This is a genomic window from Methylobacterium sp. E-012, assembly GCF_057836545.1.
Window position 1 is genome coordinate 3,178,411 of the sequence record NZ_JBYQEY010000001.1, and the last position, 16,179, is coordinate 3,194,589.

The 16,179-nt window shown below is 67.3% G+C and carries 11 protein-coding genes and 3 pseudogenes; 10 read left to right on the top strand and 4 right to left on the bottom strand.

Going from position 1 to position 16,179, the window contains the following annotated elements:
- Positions 1–585 precede the first annotated feature (585 nt).
- Positions 586–1,881 carry an L-rhamnose catabolism isomerase gene (rhaI, locus tag AC3IF1_RS15385; protein ID WP_489218297.1) on the bottom strand — a complete coding sequence of 432 codons (1,296 nt, stop codon included), beginning with the start codon at positions 1,879–1,881 and terminating at the stop codon, positions 586–588.
- Positions 1,882–2,088: 207 nt separating this feature from the next.
- A complete protein-coding gene (locus AC3IF1_RS15390) occupies positions 2,089–4,191 on the bottom strand; it encodes a bifunctional rhamnulose-1-phosphate aldolase/short-chain dehydrogenase (RefSeq protein ID WP_489218298.1) in 2,103 nt (700 codons plus the stop codon).
- Positions 4,192–4,383: 192 nt separating this feature from the next.
- On the opposite strand from AC3IF1_RS15390, the gene AC3IF1_RS15395 reads away from it, so the two are divergent.
- The 8 genes and pseudogenes from AC3IF1_RS15395 to AC3IF1_RS15430 form a co-directional block, all read left to right on the top strand.
- Entirely contained in the window at positions 4,384–5,196 is an 813-nt protein-coding gene (locus AC3IF1_RS15395; protein ID WP_489218299.1) for a DeoR/GlpR family DNA-binding transcription regulator, read from the top strand.
- Positions 5,197–5,274: 78 nt separating this feature from the next.
- A complete protein-coding gene (gene rhaS / locus AC3IF1_RS15400; RefSeq protein WP_489218300.1) occupies positions 5,275–6,273 on the top strand; it encodes a rhamnose ABC transporter substrate-binding protein in 999 nt (332 codons plus the stop codon).
- A 324-nt stretch (positions 6,274–6,597) separates the two neighbouring features.
- Positions 6,598–8,112: a sugar ABC transporter ATP-binding protein gene (locus AC3IF1_RS15405; protein WP_489218302.1), complete on the top strand. Its 1,515-nt coding sequence runs from the start codon at positions 6,598–6,600 to the stop codon at positions 8,110–8,112.
- Entirely contained in the window at positions 8,109–9,110 is a 1,002-nt protein-coding gene (locus AC3IF1_RS15410) for an ABC transporter permease (RefSeq protein ID WP_489218303.1), read from the top strand. The genes AC3IF1_RS15405 and AC3IF1_RS15410 overlap by 4 nt, the downstream gene beginning before the upstream one ends.
- Positions 9,107–10,153 carry an ABC transporter permease gene (locus AC3IF1_RS15415; RefSeq protein WP_489218304.1) on the top strand — a complete coding sequence of 349 codons (1,047 nt, stop codon included), beginning with the start codon at positions 9,107–9,109 and terminating at the stop codon, positions 10,151–10,153. Before AC3IF1_RS15410 ends, AC3IF1_RS15415 begins: the two co-directional genes overlap by 4 nt.
- Positions 10,150–10,491 (top strand): L-rhamnose mutarotase, encoded by a 342-nt coding sequence (locus tag AC3IF1_RS15420; protein WP_489218306.1) that lies wholly within the window; start codon positions 10,150–10,152, stop codon positions 10,489–10,491. Before AC3IF1_RS15415 ends, AC3IF1_RS15420 begins: the two co-directional genes overlap by 4 nt.
- On the top strand, positions 10,488–11,885 hold the full coding sequence (locus AC3IF1_RS15425) for an FGGY-family carbohydrate kinase (protein WP_489218307.1): 1,398 nt from the start codon (positions 10,488–10,490) through the stop codon (positions 11,883–11,885). The genes AC3IF1_RS15420 and AC3IF1_RS15425 overlap by 4 nt, the downstream gene beginning before the upstream one ends.
- Positions 11,886–11,927: 42 nt before the next feature.
- Positions 11,928–12,179: pseudogene (locus tag AC3IF1_RS15430) on the top strand (integrase core domain-containing protein); the annotation flags it as partial.
- Positions 12,180–12,250: 71 nt separating this feature from the next.
- Here the strand turns inward: AC3IF1_RS15430 and AC3IF1_RS15435 are convergent.
- Positions 12,251–12,760, bottom strand: coding sequence for a DUF4142 domain-containing protein (locus AC3IF1_RS15435; RefSeq protein WP_489218308.1), 510 nt, complete (start codon positions 12,758–12,760; stop codon positions 12,251–12,253).
- Between the two features lie 200 nt (positions 12,761–12,960).
- On the opposite strand from AC3IF1_RS15435, the gene AC3IF1_RS15440 reads away from it, so the two are divergent.
- Both AC3IF1_RS15440 and AC3IF1_RS15445 read left to right on the top strand, forming a co-directional pair.
- Positions 12,961–13,908 carry a diguanylate cyclase domain-containing protein gene (locus AC3IF1_RS15440; protein ID WP_489218309.1) on the top strand — a complete coding sequence of 316 codons (948 nt, stop codon included), beginning with the start codon at positions 12,961–12,963 and terminating at the stop codon, positions 13,906–13,908.
- A gap of 168 nt (positions 13,909–14,076) precedes the next feature.
- Positions 14,077–14,362 (top strand): annotated as a pseudogene (locus tag AC3IF1_RS15445) (IS481 family transposase); the annotation flags it as partial.
- 660 nt (positions 14,363–15,022) lie between these two features.
- Here AC3IF1_RS15445 and AC3IF1_RS15450 read toward each other — a convergent pair.
- A pseudogene (locus AC3IF1_RS15450) lies at positions 15,023–15,779 on the bottom strand (IS5 family transposase).
- Positions 15,780–16,179: the final 400 nt, after the last annotated feature.

Genomic DNA, 16,179 nt, shown 5'->3' on the forward strand with positions numbered 1-16,179 from the left:
CAATCGTCAGTCGTTTTTCTTGATTTTTTGCGGCCATCAGCACGATCTGAGATAGATTAGATATCAAAACATGCACGACGCAAGCTAACTCCGCAGCTCCAAGAACGTAATTACAGGGGCATTCACTCAATGGAAAATAGCAATACTATCTCGGAATCGTGCAATATATTTTGAAATATATTTCGGAGTTTATTCTATATTGGCATGATTCTTGCAGTTTTCTGGGAAGAGTCCGACGGAACGCTGGTGTCACCTTGCGCCGTGCAGACGATGCTTTCGTGTATTATGTGATCAGAATGCCACAGCCCGGCACTTCGGCGGGCGGGCGGAGGACGCACGCGCGGCGACCTCGAGACCGCATGATTGACGGTGATCGCGCCCGTTGCGCAGGTTTGCACGTCGATCCGATCCCGTGGCTTCCAAAGGGATCATCCCTTTGGCGGGGTCTCGGGGCAGGGCCCCGGGGATGGCGCAGGGCTTGCGCCCTGCACCCGCGAAAGGTCCCGGACCTTTCGAAACCACGACGCGCCAAGGACAGGATCCGTCCGTCACGATCGAGGGACCGGGACTCCTCAAGAACACGCGCTAAACGATCCCGCCCCCCGACGAACGGGACAGCCCGCGCTCTGCCGCGACCCTGGCCCGGTAGCCGCTGGCACGGTAGGCGCCGATCGGGTCGATCGCGCCGCCGGCCCGTCGGCGCGCCTCGGCGAGGATCGGCTCGACGTCGGTCCGGAAGGCCAGCTTCAGCGTCTCCGAAGCCATGAGGGCGTCGTTGTCCTCCTGGTGCCCGGCGAGCGCCGCGCGGTCGACGAGCAACGCCTGGGCATAGGCGCGCCGGATCTCGCCCGCCGAGCGGAGGAGGCTTTCGATCGGATCGGTGACAGTGTGGGATTGGTCGATCATGTGGGCGGGGTGGAGACTGTCCAGCGCCGCGCCGGCGCCCACGAGCTCGTTGAAGATCAGGAACAGGCGGAACGGGTCGATCGAGCCGGCGTCGAGATCGTCATCGCCGTATCTGGAATCGTTGAAGTGGAAGCCGCCGAGCTTGCCCGCGCGAATCAGCCGGGCGACGATCTGCTCGATGTTGACGTTCGGCGCGTGATGGCCGAGGTCGACCAGGCAGAACGCCTTCGCGCCGAGTTCCTGCGCGGTCATGTAGCTCGTGCCCCAATCCGACACGATCGTCGCGTAGAAGGCGGGCTCATACATCTTGTGCTCGGAGAAGATGCGCCAGTCGGCCGGCAGGGCGGCGACGATCTGCTTCATGGAGCCGAGATAGCGCTCGAAGCTCTTGGACAGATCGGCCTGGCCGGCGAAGTTCGCGCCGTCGCCGATCCAGACCGTGATCGCCTTCGATCCGAGCGCCGCGCCGATCCGGACGGTCTCGATATTGTGCGCCACCGCCTGGGCGCGAACGGCCGCATCGACATGGCCGAGGGAGCCGAACTTGTAGGACAGGGGCTGGCGCGGGTCGTTCGGGTGGTCCTGGAAGGTGTTGGAGTTGACGGCGTCGAAATGGAGGCCGAGCGCCCCGGCCTTCGCCGTCAGGTCCGCCGGCTCTGCCGTGTCCCACGGCAGGTGCAGCGAGACGCCCGGTGTCGCGCGGCCGAGCGCCTGGATGACACCGCAATCGTCGAGCTTCTCGAAGATGCCCCGGGGCTCGCCCGGACCGGGAAAGCGGGCGAAGCGCGTGCCGCCCGTGCCCGTGCCCCAGGACGGGACGGCGACGACGAACGCCCCGACCGCGTCGGTGACGGTGTCGATGGCGATGCCGCGGCGCGACAGGTGCGCGCCGAGGGCGGCGTAATCGGCCGCGAGATCGGCTTCGCGCGGCCGGTTGTGCTCGGCGATGAGGTTCGGATCGATCGGTGCGGCCATAAGGTTTCTCCCCGGATTTTTTCTTGAACGCCGTACGGTCGATCGCAGAAAGTCCTGATTTCCAAAGGTCCGAGGCCTTTCGCGGGTGCAGGGCGGAGCCCTGCCGCAGGATTTTCATCGGGGCACCGCCCCGATACCCCGCCAATGAACTACAAGCCCTTTTATAAAACCGGTCTTTTCCGCCCGCGACCGAACAGTCTCGTCGCTTCAGCGGGTGAAGCTCATCGCGTTGCCGGCATCGACGTTGACGATGTTGCCGGTCGACTTCGCCGATCGGTCGGAGGCAAAGAAGTAGATCGCCTCCGCGATGTCCTCGGGGAAGACCGAGCGCTTGAGCAGGGAGCGGTTGCGGTAATGCGCTTCGAGCTGATCGATCTCGATCTTGGAGGAGGCGGCGCGCTGCTCGCGCCATTCGCCGTTCCAGATCTGTGAGCCGCGCAGCACCGCGTCGGGATTGACCGTGTTCACGCGGATGCCCGCATCCGCCCCCTCGAGCGCCAGGCAGCGCGCCAGATGGATCTCGGCCGCCTTCGCGGTGCAATAGGCGGAGGCGCCGGCCGAGGCCGCGAGGCCGTTCTTGGACGCCACGAAGATGATGGAACCGCCGAGCCCCTGATGGCGCAAAAGCCGGAAGGCTTCGCGCGAGACCAGGAAATAGCCGGTCGCGAGGATCGACAGGTTGCGGTCCCAGACCTCCAGCGTCGTCTCCTCGACCGGCGAGGCGGAGGCGATGCCGGCATTGGAGACCAGGATGTCGAGGCCGCCGAACGCGACGAGGGCGTCGGCATAGCTCGCCGCGACCTCGGCTTCCGAGGTGACGTTCATCCGCGTCGCGCGCACCTGATCGGCGCCGAATGTCGTGACGAAGCCGGCCTCGGTCTCGGCGAGGGCGTCGGCGTTGATGTCGGCGAGGACCACGCAGGCCCCCTCGGCGAGGAGGCGCGCGGCGGTCGCCTTGCCGATGCCGCCCGCGCCGCCCGTGACCAGCGCGATGCGCCCGGCCAGGGATTTGGGCTCGGGCATGCGTTGCAGCTTCGCCTCTTCCAGGAGCCAGTATTCGATGTTGAACGCCTCCTGCTCGGACAGGCCCTGATAGGTGTCGACGCCGGAGGCGCCGCGCATCACGTTGATCGCGTTCACGTAGAATTCGCCCGCGATGCGCGCCGTGGCCTTGTCCTTGGCGAAGGAGAGCATGCCGACGCCGGGCACGAGGTAGATCACGGCGTTGGGATCGCGCATGGCCGGCGAATCGGGATGGCGGCAGCGCTGGTAATAGCCCGCGTAATCCGCGCGATAGGCCGAGATCGCGGCATCGAGACCGGAAAGCAGCGCATCGACGTCCGGCTGGCCGGGATCGAAGTCAAGGACGAGGGGCCGGATCTTGGTGCGCAGGAAGTGATCGGGGCAGGAGGTGCCCAGCGCCGCGAGCGGGCGCAGGTTCCGCGCGCCGACGAATTCGAGCACCGCGGCGCTGTCGTCGAAATGGCCGACCTTGGCTTCCTCGGCGCCGATGCGGCCGCGAATCGCCGGCATCAGCCGCGCGGCGATCCGGCGCCGCGTCTCGGCCGCCAGCGGCGAGACCGCTTGACCGCCGAAGATCGCCCGGCCGGCCAGCGCCTCGTCGAACCACGCGATCGCCCGATTGATGATGCGCAGGGTAGTCTCGTAGCACTCTTCGGCCGTATCGCCCCAGGTGAACAGGCCGTGGCTCCCGAGGACCACGCCCTTGGCCCGGGGGTTCTCGGCGGCGAAGCGGGCGAGTTCCAGACCCAGTTCGAAACCCGGACGCCGCCAGGCGAGCCAGCCGATCGCGTCGCCGTAGACCTGCCGGGTGATCTCCCGACCGTTGCGCATGGCGGCGATCGCGATGACCGCGTCGGGATGCATGTGGTCCACATGCCGATAGGGCAGATAGGCATGGAGCGGCGTGTCGATGGAGGCCGCACGCGGATTGAGGTTGAACGTGCAATGGGGCAGGTAGCCGACCATCTCGTCCTCGTGCGCCTCGCCCCGGTAGATCCCGCGCAGCCGGTTCAGCTTGTCGAGATAGAGCGTGGCGAAGCCGTCGCGCTTGATCGAGCCGACGTCGCCGCCCGAGCCCTTGACCCATAGGACGCCGACATCCTCGCCGGTCAGCGGGTCGCGCTCCGTCACCTTGGCCGAGGTATTGCCGCCGCCGTAATTGGTGATGCGCTTGTCGGACCCCAGGAGGTTCGAACGGTAGAGCAGCTGTCCGGGCTCATCGAGGGTGGCGGCCTTGGCCGCGTCCCACAGGTTCCGCAGTCGCGCGGCATCGATCACGTCGGACATGGTTCCTCCCCGGATGGCAGCGTCGAATCGGCGGCGTCCGACGCTTTTCCACCCCAGGGATTCGTGATTTTCGATCACGAGTCAACATTTTCGATCAAGATTGTAATTTTGCTGCACCGCAATGTAAGATCATGATCGAACGTGATTGACAGCGTTCGGGCCCTGCGAGATGTTTACGGACGGGAGACGCCAATGCACGAGCTGGAACGCCACCGGATCATCCTCAGCGCCGTCCAGAGTCGCCAGGTCGCGGCCGTGGGAGAACTTGCGGAACTGACGGGCGCCTCTGAGGCGACGATCCGGCGCGATATCGTGTCGCTTGCCGAGCAGAATCAGTTGAAGCGGGTGCGTGGCGGCGCGGAGGCCACCGCGGCGCCATCGCCCTACGGCCAGATCGGCAGCCCCTCGCTGGTGGCGAGCGAGGCGCAGCGCCGCCGGGAGAAGCGCGCCATCGCCCGCGCCGCGGTGGGACTCTGCACCGAGAACGAGGCGGTCATCATCAACGGCGGCACGACCACGTTTCAGATGGTCCATCATCTGACGACGCTGCGTCTTCAGGTGATGACGAACTCATTCCAGATCGCCGAGCATCTGGTGAAGCATTCCAACTGTACGGTTCTGGTGCCGGCCGGCGCGATCTACCGCGAACAGAGTCTGATCATCAGCCCGTTCGAGGCTGACGGCATCGCGCATTTCGCGGCCGAGCGGATGTTCATGGGCTGCCGTGCCATATCCGCGCTCGGGATTGCCGAGGCCGACCCGCTGATCGTGCAATCCGAACAGCGGATGATGCGCCAGGCCTTGGAACTCGTGGTCGTCGCCGATTCCTCGAAGTTCGCCCTGCGCTCCTCGATGATCGTGGCGCCGCTGTCCCGCATCGGCACGATCGTGACCGATGACGGGATCGACGATGCGGCCGCGCAGATGATCGAGGCGGCGGGCATCCGGCTGATCGTCGCCGATCGGTCGCGGGAAGCCGAGGAGGAGGTCGCGAGCGCAGCCTGAAGTACTGAGCCGGCGAGCCGGCACGCAAAGACAATCAAAGATACAAACAACAACAAAATCGATCGGGAGGATACAGACATGAGACGGATCAAGAAGAGGCTCGTACTCGCCGTCCTCGCGGCGGGCCTCATAGCCTCGGCGGCGGACGCGGCCGACAAGCGGATCGCGCTGGTCGTCAAATCCCTAGGCAACGGCTTCTTCGATGCCGCCAACAGGGGCGCGCAGGAGGCCGCCAGGGAGATCGGCGGCGTCGAGATCATCTATACCGGGCCGACCTCCACCACCGCCGAAGGCCAGATCGAGGTCCTGAACGCCCTGATCTCCCAGAAGGTCGATGCGATCGCGATCTCCGCCAACGATCCCGATGCGGTCGTGCCGGTCCTCAAGCGCGCGATGCAGCGCGGCATCAAGGTCATCGCCTTCGATTCCGGCGTGTCGCCCGCAGGCCGTATCCTCCAGCTCAATCCATCCTCCAATGCGCTGATCGGCGAGACCTGCCTGGCTCTGGCCGCCGATGCCCTGCCGGGCGGCAAGGGCGACATCGCGATCCTCTCGGCCACCGCCACCTCCACCAACCAGAACACCTGGATCGCGGAGATGAAGAAGGCCCTGCCGAAGCATCCCGGCATCCGGATCGTCGCGACGGTCTACGGCGACGATCTCTCGGACAAGAGCTATCGCGAGACGCAGGCTCTGTTGAAGAGCCATCCGGAGGTCAAGGTCATCGTCGCGCCGACCTCGGTGGGCATCGTGGCGGCCGCCCAGGCGGTCAAGGACGCCGGCCAGATCGGCCAGGTCTTCGTCACCGGGCTCGGGCTGCCCTCCGAAATGGCCGGTGCCGTCAAGTCCGGCGCGGCCAAGAGTTTCGCGATCTGGAACCCGATCGATCTGGGCTATTCCGCCGCGATGCTGGCGAACGACTTGGTCGTCAAGGACGCCAAGTCGGTCGGCGTCGGCGAGGCGCTGGCGGCCGGCCGCATGGGCAAGATCACCGTCGGCGAGAACGGCGAAGCGGCCATGTCCAAGCCCTTCACCTACGACGCGTCCAACATCGATCAGTTCTCCAAGATCTTCTGACCGGAAAGATCGTCCGATCGCCGCACGGCCGGTCTGCCCGTCCCCGAGGGAGTCGGGAGGGTGGACCGGCCGGGCCTCGCCGCGCCGCCGTTGCGGATCGGGGGCTTCCGTCCCCGCAGCCGCCGCATCATCCGCCGTTGCCGCCCGCGCGACACCCTCGACCGCCTGCCGTCCAAGCGGAGTCCAGCCATGCACGCGATTCCCAGAACGCTCCTCGCCGAAGCGGATGCCGGTTCGGCGCCGGGGAGCGCCTTACAAGGGTTGAGAGCCGTGGCCCGACCCGCTTTGGGCGGGTACAGCTCTCACAGCCGTGCCGCGCAACCCATGTCCGACCCTGCCGCTCCGGTGCTGGAGATGCGCGGCATCACCAAGGTCTTCCCCGGCGTGCGCGCGCTGTCCGACGTCGACCTCGTGCTGCGCGCCGGCCGCGTGACCGCGCTGATCGGCGAGAACGGGGCCGGCAAATCGACCTTGGTCAAGACCATGACCGGGCTTTATCGCCCCGATGGCGGCACGATCCGCGTCGATGGCGCGCCGGTCGTCTTCGAGAATTCGGCCGCCGCCGAGGCGGCCGGGATCACCGCGATCCACCAGGAGACCGTGCTGTTCGACGAACTCACCGTGGCCGAGAACATCTATATCGGGCACACGCCGAAGACGCGGCTCGGCTTCGTCAACTGGAAGGCCGTGAACGCCCGGGCCGCGGCGATCCTCTACGCGCTGGAAGCCCCGTTCGGCCCGCGCACCCGGCTGAAGGATCTCTCCATCGGCCAGCGCCATCTGGTCGCCGTCGCCCGTGCCCTGTCGATCAACGCCCGCGTCGTCATCATGGACGAGCCGACCGCGGCTCTGTCGCAGAAGGAGACCGAGGAGCTGTTCACCATCGTCGAACGGCTGAAGGACAAGGGGACCGCGATCCTGTTCATCAGCCACAAGTTCGAGGAGGTCTTCCGCATCGCCGACGACTACGTCGTCTTTCGCGACGGCCAATCCGTCGGGGACGGCGCGCTCGCCGACACCGACCAGGCCGCGATCGTCCGCCGGATGGTCGGCCGTTCGGTGGACGTCGCCTTCCCCAAGATCGCCGTCGCGCCCGGCGACCGCGTCCTCGAAGTCGAGGATTTCTGCCATCCGACCGAGTTCGACGGCATCGGCCTCGAACTACGGCGCGGCGAGATCCTCGGCCTCTACGGCCTCGTCGGCGCGGGGCGCTCGGAATTCTGCCAGGCGCTGTTCGGCGTCACGCGCCCCTCGCGGGGCCGGCTGCGGATCGACGGGGCGGAGACGCGCATCCGCTCGCCGCGCGAGGCGATCGCCGCCGGCCTCGTCTACGTGCCGGAGGAGCGGGGACGCCATGGCGCGGTCCTCGCCATGCCGATCCATGAGAATATCGCGCTCGCGTCTCTCAAGGCCGTCTCGGCCAAGGGCGTCCTGCGGCCCGCCGCGGAATACGCGCTCGCCCGGCGCTATGCCGAGCGCCTGGATCTGCGGGCGGCCTCGCTCAGTCAGACCGTGGGCAGCCTGTCCGGCGGCAACCAGCAGAAGGTCGTCATCGCCAAATGGCTGGCGACGCGGCCGAAGATCATCATCCTGGACGAGCCGACCAAGGGCATCGACATCGGCTCGAAGGCGGCCGTCCACGCCTTCATCTCCGAGCTGGCCGCCGAAGGGCTCGCCGTCATCATGATCTCCTCCGAACTGCCGGAGATCCTGGGCATGAGCGACCGGGTCAGCGTGTTCCGCGAAGGCCGTCAGGTCGGCACCTATGCCCGCGCGGGCCTGTCCCCGGAGGTGCTGGTGCGCGCCGCCACCGGCAACATGCAGGAGCTGGCGGCATGAGCGTCCTCAGGGCCATCTTTCGGATCCGCGAGGTCCTGCTCGTCCTCGCCATCGCGGGTCTCCTGGCGATCGTCTCGGCGGCGCGGCCGGCCTTCGCCAGCCCCGGCAATCTCGCCGCGATCTTCACCGACACCGCGATCCTGGTCATGCTGGCCCTCGGGCAGGCGGCCGTGATCATGACGCGCTCGGTCGATCTGTCGGTCGCGGCGAATCTGGCGTTCACCGGCATGGCCGCCGCCATGCTGAACGCGGCCCATCCCGGCCTGCCGATCGGCGTCGTCGTCGGCGCCTGCCTCGCGATCGGGCTCGCGCTGGGGGCGGTGAACGGGCTTCTCGTCTGGCTCCTGAGGCTGCCGCCGATCGTGGTGACCCTCGGCACGCTCAGCATCTATCGCGGCCTCGCCTTCGTCCTGTCGGGGGGCGCCTGGATCAACACGTTCCAGATGTCGGAACGCTTCCTCGCGTTTCCGAGGACGGAACTGGTCGGCCTGCCGGTTCTGGCATGGCTGGCGATCGCCACGATCACCGGCGCCTCCATCCTGTTCGGCTGGACGGCCTTCGGACGCGCGCTCTACGCGACCGGCGGCAATCCGACCGCCGCCACCTATGCGGGCATCGACACCGGGCGCACGACCTGCCTGGCCTTCTGCCTCTCGGGCATGCTGGCGGGCCTCTGCGGCTATCTCTGGGTCTCGCGCTTCGCCGTCGCCTATGTGGACGTCGCCGCGGGTTTCGAACTCGACGTGATCGCGGCCTGCGTCATCGGCGGCGTCTCGATCGCCGGCGGCATCGGGTCGGTCGGCGGCGCGGTCCTGGGCGCCCTGTTCCTCGGCATCCTCAAGAACGCGCTGCCCGTGCTCGGCGTCTCGCCGTTCTGGCAGATGGCCATATCGGGCGTGATCATCATCGCCGCCGTCATCCTGAACACCCGGACCGAGCGCAGCCGCGGCCGCGTGATCCTCAAGCGGATCGATCGCCTGGAAGGGGTTCGGGCATGAGCATCGCCGACCTCTCGCCCGTCCGGGCCGACCCGCCGGCCGCGCCGGCTTTCCGCCGCCTCCCGGACCGGGGCCGGTCACGGCTCGCCGAACGCGCGACCAGCTGGGACGCGTTGCTCTTCGTCCTGTTCGTCGCGATCTTCTGCGCCAACGCGTTGGCGTCACCCTACTTCCTCGATATCTGGAACATCTCCGACGCGACGTTCAATATCACCGAAAAAGCCATCGTCGCCTTGGCGCTGGCCTTCGTCATCCTCTGCGGCGAGATCGATATCTCGGTGGCCGGCACCATTGCGCTCGCCTCGACCGTCATGGGCTGGCTCGCCGGCACGGGCGCCTCCATGCCGGCGGTGGCGCTCGCCGGCCTCGGCACCGGGCTCCTCTGCGGGATCGTCAACGGCGCGCTGGTGACCGCACTCGGCCTGCCCTCGATCGTGGCCACGATCGGGACGATGAGCCTGTTCCGCGGCCTCGCCTACGCGATCCTGGGCGACGGCGCCTTCACCGCCTATCCCGCCGGCTTCGCGTTCTTCGGCCAGGGCTATGTCTGGGAATGGCTCTCCTTCGAGTTCGCCACGTTCCTCGTCCTGGCGATCGCCGCCGGTCTCGTGCTCCATCGGACCGCGCTCGGGCGGAGCGTCCGGGCGATCGGCTACAATCCGGCGGCGGCGCGCTTTTCCGGCCTCCGGGTCGCGCGCATCACGTTCCTCGCCTTCGGCGTGACCGGGTTGGCCGCGGGGCTCGCCGCCGTGATGCTGACGAGCCGGCTGGGCTCGACGCGACCCTCCATCGCGCTCGGCTGGGAACTCGACATCGTCACCATGGTGGTTCTGGGCGGCGTGTCGATCACCGGCGGCTCCGGCTCCATCGTCGGCGTCGTCCTGGCGGCCTTCGTCATGGGGCTCATCACCTTCGGCCTCGGCCTCCTCAACGTGCCCGGCATCATCATGTCGATCGTCATCGGCCTGCTCCTCATCGGCGTGATCGCGCTGCCCGTCATCGTCGGGCGCATCGGGCGCCGCGTGTCCGCGGGCCGGCCATGACCCCCGCGCTCGTGACTCCCGCGCTGGAGAAGATCGCCTTTCGCATGATCCTGAAGCCGGGGGCGGAGGCCGCCTACCGCGCCCGGCACGATGCGATCTGGCCGGACCTCGTCGCCCTGCTGCGCCAGGCGGGCGTGCGCGACTATTCGATTCATCTCGACGCCGAGACGAACCACCTCTTCGCGGTTCTCTGGCGGCCCGTGGACCACGGCATGGACGCGCTGCCCACGGCGGCGATCATGCGGCGCTGGTGGGACGCGATGGCCGACCTGATGGCGGTCGGGCCCGGCAACGCGCCGGTGGCGGTGCCGCTCGAAACCCTGTTCCATCTGGCATGAGCGCGCATCCTCCGCGCTTCGTCGCCGTGATCGACGTCGGCAAGACCAACGCCAAGCTCGCGCTGCACGATCTCGCGGCCGGCCAGGACATCTTCGTCGCGACCACGCCGAACACGGTTCTGCGCGACGGGCCCTATCCCCATGCCGACACGGAGCGGCTGTGGCGCTTCCTGCTGGCCGCGCTCGCCGAGTGCGCGCGCGGCCATGCGATCGACGCGATCTCGATCACGACCCATGGCGCCTGCGTCGCCCTGGTCGATGACGACGGTCTGGTCCTGCCGATCCTCGACTACGAGAGCGCCGCGCCCGAAAGCCTGCGGGCCGACTACGACCGCCTCCGGCCGCCGTTTTCGCAGACCTGTTCGCCCCGGCTGCCCAACGGGCTGAATGTCGGCGCGCAGCTCTACTGGCAGGAACAGACGTTCCCGCAGGCCTTCGCGCGCGCACGCCGGATCCTGTTCTATCCGCAATACTGGGCCTGGCGGCTGACCGGCGTCGCCGCCTGCGAGGTCACCTCGCTCGGCTGCCACACCGATCTGTGGAGGCCGGTGGAGGGCGGCGTCTCCGCCCTCGCGACGCAGCGCGGCTGGGACCGGCTGCTGGCGCCGATGCGCAGCGCCTTCGACGTCCTGGGTCCGCTGAAGCCCGCATGGGCCGATGCGATCGGGATGAGCGGGCGCAAGATCCCGGTCCATTGCGGGATCCACGATTCCAACGCCTCGCTGCTGCCCTATCTGCGCGCCACGCCGGCGCCCGTCACGGTCCTCTCCACCGGGACCTGGATCATCGCCCTCGCCGTGGGCGGCGCGACGCGGCGTCTCGATCCGCGCCGCGATACCCTCGCCAATGTCGATGCGTTCGCCCGGGCCGTGCCGTCCGCCCGCTTCATGGGCGGGCGCGAGTTCGACGCGCTCACGATCACGGGCACCGTCTCTCCGACGCCGGCCGATATCGCCGCGGTGCTGGATGGCGCCGTGATGGCGCTGCCGAGCTTCGCGCCCGGAACGGGCCCCTATCCCGATGCCGCGGGCACCTGGACGCAGGATCCCGCCCAGCTCACCCTCGGCCAGCGGACGGCCGCCGCCAGCCTCTATTGCGCGCTCATGACGGCGCGGATGCTGGAGATCCTCGATGCCGGGGGCGGCACGGTCGTCGAGGGGCCCTTTGCCCGCAACCACGTCTTCCTCGATGCGCTCGCGACGCTCACCGGTCGCCCGGTGACGGCCTCGACAGGCTTTGCCGGGACCACGACGGGCTGCGCACAGCTGGCGACACGACCCGGCGATTTCGGCCGGATGTCCGACGGCGCCGTTTCCACCCGCGCCGCCGCGCCCGATGCGCGGATCGCAGCCTATGCGCGGCGATGGCAGGAGCGGGCGGCGACAGGGGCATAGACCCCGTTCATCCCAGAACCCGAACGTTCCAGGCCTGACAGGTCGCTCGCCATCGGCAACCGATACCGTGAGGCAGGCATGCGCCCGTCCATAAGCGCGGTCGGCGGCGCCTACGACAACGCCATGGCCGAAAGCCTCTTCTCCACGCGCGAATGCGAGGTGCTCGCCCACCGACGCTTCCGCTCACAGGCGGAGGCTCGGAGGGCCTGGTTCAGCGACTTCGAGCGCCTCTACGATCCGCTGCGCCGACACTCAGCGCTCGGCTACCGCTCCCCCGCCGTCTCCGAGCAGGAGACAGATCGTGAACTGTCATCCGAAGCTCTGCTCAGCCAAGCCCCCAACCGTCCACCAAGGCCGAAGCGACCCTAGTTGGTCTTGGCGCCGAGTTCACCGAGGTGGCGTTGGACGATGCGATGGGTTTCGGTGGCGAAGGCCTTCAGATCCGGGTTGGTGCCGGATTTGGCCTCTTTGGCGAAAGCGGCACCATCCGCATCGTGGATCGCCTTCATGTCCTTGACGTAGGCAGCGTCGAAGGCCGCACCCGACAGCCCCTTCATCCGGTCTAGCCGGCCCTGGAACTCGGCGTTCAACGTATCCGGAACTGAGAGCCCGGCGCCGGTGACAATCGACTTCAGCTTGTCGCCCACGAGGCCATGGTCATGCGCCTCGGTGTTACCCTGGTCCTTGATATCCTGCCGAGCGCCTTTGCCCTCAGCGAGCTTTCCAAGCTCGACCTCGTACATCCCACCCTGCGAGACTTTAGCGACGAAGGCCTTGTCCTCATCGGATACAGTCGCAGCTCGGGCGGCTACGAGCCCAGCAAGCGAGAGGGTCGCTGCCAGAAGGAGGCGAGCGGTCGGTCGGCTGTAAGGCATGGGATGAAACTCCTGTCACGCGACACCAACGCCCTTGCTATCTGTATGATGCATCACGGTTTGCTGATCTTGCAGGGGGGCAAGGCCTGGTGCTTTGCGCCGTACCCGGATCGCTGCCACGCAGGCCATAGTTAAGGCTTGCTTAAGACCGGTGTGGCAAGAACAGCACGCGTGTGTGCGATCGCGTCGGAACCTTCTTAATGAACGCCCTACCGCTGCGTCGGACCGCCCTTCTGTCGCGCCGCGAGGAAGCCCTGGCGCGAGCGTCAGCGGGTCTATGGGAGTGCCGTCTGCGCGACGAGGCGCTCGAATGGACGGGCGGTGTCTACGACCTGTTCGACATCCCGCGTGGTACACGCTTGCAGCGCGCACGGATCCTCGACTTCTACGAACCAGCCTCGTTCCGCCTGTTGTCATCAATCCGGAGGCGGGCGCTGGCGACCGGGGCGGACTTCCGCCTCGACGCAGAGATCGTCACCGCCCGTGGGCGACGCCGCTGGATCAGAATAACGGCGTCCGTCGAGACGGAGGGTGGCCGGCCAGTCCGGATTTTCGGGCTCAAGCAGGACGTCACCGAGGAGATCACACGGTTCGCCGAACTCAGCAGGCAGGCTCAGCGTGATGCCCTGACCGGTCTGGCCAATCGGGGTGCCTTCGATCAGCGGCTTTCGGAGGCAGGTGGGCGTGCTCCGATCGGCGCGCTGCTGCTCGTAGACCTCGATGGCTTCAAGGGCATCAACGATGCCTACGGACACGTAGCAGGCGACCATTGTATCCAGGTTTCGGCCGCACGGCTCAAGGAAACCTGTCCGGATGCCGCGCTCGTGGCCCGCATCGGCGGCGACGAATTCGCGGTGCTGATCGCTCAACCCGTTGATCGGTGGGCGGTGGAGGCGCTGGGTTGGCGCATCCGTGCAGCGCTCGGGCATCCGATCCCGGACAGCGGGCGCCAGCTGCGCGCTGGCGCGTCGGTTGGCATCGCGTACAACGAGGCCAGCTCCGGCGATGGTGCTCCAGCCGAGCTTTTTACCCGGGCCGACGCGGCCCTCTACGCCGCCAAAGCGGCTGGTCGGAATACCGTGCGGATTGATCGCGAGCCGCCACCGGCGCTCCCAAGGGTGCAGCCGCGTCGAGAAGGTCGCTGCTGACATGCCGAAGCGATCCGACGAGGAACGCCTGATAGAGGCATGCGATCGGCCGATTGCCACCTCGCCGTAGGACCACAGCCATAGATGCTGGCATAGCCCCGGGGATCTGCCTGGATGTTCGGTCCCGCTGTGTGGTGGTGCAACCGATGCCGCATGGACGGACGCGCCATGGGACAGGTTCTCCACGGCAGCGCCACGACGACTGAGATGGTCCGGCGGGCAATCCCAGCTGGTCGAGAGAGGGTGAGGGCCGCCGCCAAGCGCGACAGCGCCACGACGGTGCAGAGGTGGCGCTCACGTCAGACCAGCCAGAGCGCCGATGGGGCCGAAGGAGCCCCGCTCGAGCGTGCTCAGCCTGGAGGAGGCGGCGGTTATCATCGCCTCCCGGCGGCAGACCTTGCTGCCGCTGGACGACGGCCTCTACACGCCGCCGCCGAGCCTGCCGCGCACCACAGGCCGGAACCGAACATCCCGCCGCTGAAAGCGATGAAAAGCGCCCACCCTGGTGTTCCAGGTGTGGGCTTGTTGCGACTGCGCCGACGAAGCCGCACCGCGAGACCGTATCTCCGGGTCGCGGCGCTGCACTTTCGGCGCTCAGCCCCCAGCCGATCGCTGACAGCTGTCTCGGTGGTTATGATTAACGAATCGTTGCCTCCGGCAGGCGTCCTCGCCGGGCTGTTAGCCCCGCCGCCCGATCTGATCGCGGGCTGCCGGGGCTGATTTCATCGCGGGACGGTTTTCATGCAGACCCGTCCAGACCGGGGCATCAGGATTTTCTCGGGCGACCGTGCCGATTGCGGTCGCGGCTGTTTGGCCACCCTCTCACGGATGGCCCCACGGCTCACTAACTATGAGAGATGATTACCTTCAAACCAAACCCCCACAAGCTGCGGGTCACACCATCCACGAAGGAGCCCGGTCGGTTTGATTGGTCGATCACGCGTGACGACGTGATCGTGCGCCAGTCGGTTCGCTCCTTCGGTTCGGAAGGGGCTTCGGAGGCGAACGGCGATGCGGCGCTCCGGGACGTCACATCGCGTTGGCAGAATGCGTGACCGCTGCGGACCGGGGAAGGGACCTTTTGACAGACGCCCGAGTTCGGGTCTGGACCCGATCAGCACCAGAAGGCGATGACGGCGGCCAGAGCGACGGCTGAGGCGTAATTGCGGGCGAGCTTCTCGGATCGGGTGGCGATGCGGCGGAAGTCCTTGAGGCGATTGAAGGGGCCTCGACGCGCCGGCGTTCACGATAGCGCCTTTTGTCGTGGCGGATCCTTCTCTTGCGGCCGCGCTGGCCCGGGATGATCGGCGTTATGCCCGGCACGCGCAGATCCTTGCGCAGCCAATCGGCGTCGTAGCCCTTGTCGGCGCTCAGGCGGCGGATCCGGCCGGGCGCGTCGGCCAGGACGGCGGGGGCGGTGGTGACATCGCGGGCATTGCCGGGCGTCAGCAGGCGGACGCCGGGCGGGCCGAGGACATCTGTGAGGGCGTGGATCTTGGTCGTCCGGCCGCCGCGCGACGGGCCAATGGCCTGCGCACGCGCCCCCCTTCACCACCGTGGGCGGAGCGATGCGCCCGCACGGAGGTGCTGTCGATGGCCGTTGCCTCGCCCGACCATCCGGCTCGGACCAACGCCGCCAGCATGGCCCTCCAAAAGCCGCGCCGTGACCACCCGTCGAAGCGGTTGTAGACGGTGGTGCGTGGGCCATACGCGGCCGGGCAGTCGCGCCAGCGGCAGCCGGAAGTGAGCACGTGCAGGATGCCGGAGATGATCTGCCGGTCGCCCTCGCGCGCCGGTCCGGGTTGATCCTTCGGCAGGAACGGTTCGATCACCGCCCACTGCGCATCCGAGAGCCAGACCAGGTCCGCCATCGCCGCCTCCGCGCTGCACGCGGCGGCCCTAAGTCACAACATCACAGAGCCTACAAATGCTTGATGCGGTTCACACCCTCGGGCTCCGTCCTTCCGAGATCCGAAAATGACAACTTGAATATGTGTGATCGATCAAGCCATATCTCGGACATCCGCAGGCGCCCATGATCTGCGGATGATGCGGTTGTGTCGACGGCGTGTCTTTCTCTCTTGCATCGTCCAAAGGGCGGTCGCACATGACGGACGTGCATCGGAATCGTATGAAGATACAGCCGTCAAACGCGCTCGGACTCGCCCCTGCAACTGCATTAAGCCCATGCTGGGTGCAATTAGCGCCACCATACCGCGCGAGAGCCGCAGTGCGGATTTGAGCAGGTCCGCACGCGGTCTTCGCGGGATG

Excerpts from the sequence above, each read along its gene's own strand:
- rhaI (WP_489218297.1), bottom strand. The coding sequence starts at position 1,881 with ATGGCCGCACCGATCGATCCGAACCTCATCGCCGAGCACAACCGGCCG.
- AC3IF1_RS15390 (WP_489218298.1), bottom strand. The coding sequence starts at position 4,191 with ATGTCCGACGTGATCGATGCCGCGCGACTGCGGAACCTGTGGGACGCG.
- AC3IF1_RS15395 (WP_489218299.1), top strand. The coding sequence starts at position 4,384 with ATGCACGAGCTGGAACGCCACCGGATCATCCTCAGCGCCGTCCAGAGT.
- rhaS (WP_489218300.1), top strand. The coding sequence starts at position 5,275 with ATGAGACGGATCAAGAAGAGGCTCGTACTCGCCGTCCTCGCGGCGGGC.
- AC3IF1_RS15405 (WP_489218302.1), top strand. The coding sequence starts at position 6,598 with ATGTCCGACCCTGCCGCTCCGGTGCTGGAGATGCGCGGCATCACCAAG.
- AC3IF1_RS15410 (WP_489218303.1), top strand. The coding sequence starts at position 8,109 with ATGAGCGTCCTCAGGGCCATCTTTCGGATCCGCGAGGTCCTGCTCGTC.
- AC3IF1_RS15415 (WP_489218304.1), top strand. The coding sequence starts at position 9,107 with ATGAGCATCGCCGACCTCTCGCCCGTCCGGGCCGACCCGCCGGCCGCG.
- AC3IF1_RS15420 (WP_489218306.1), top strand. The coding sequence starts at position 10,150 with ATGACCCCCGCGCTCGTGACTCCCGCGCTGGAGAAGATCGCCTTTCGC.
- AC3IF1_RS15425 (WP_489218307.1), top strand. The coding sequence starts at position 10,488 with ATGAGCGCGCATCCTCCGCGCTTCGTCGCCGTGATCGACGTCGGCAAG.
- AC3IF1_RS15435 (WP_489218308.1), bottom strand. The coding sequence starts at position 12,760 with ATGCCTTACAGCCGACCGACCGCTCGCCTCCTTCTGGCAGCGACCCTC.
- AC3IF1_RS15440 (WP_489218309.1), top strand. The coding sequence starts at position 12,961 with ATGAACGCCCTACCGCTGCGTCGGACCGCCCTTCTGTCGCGCCGCGAG.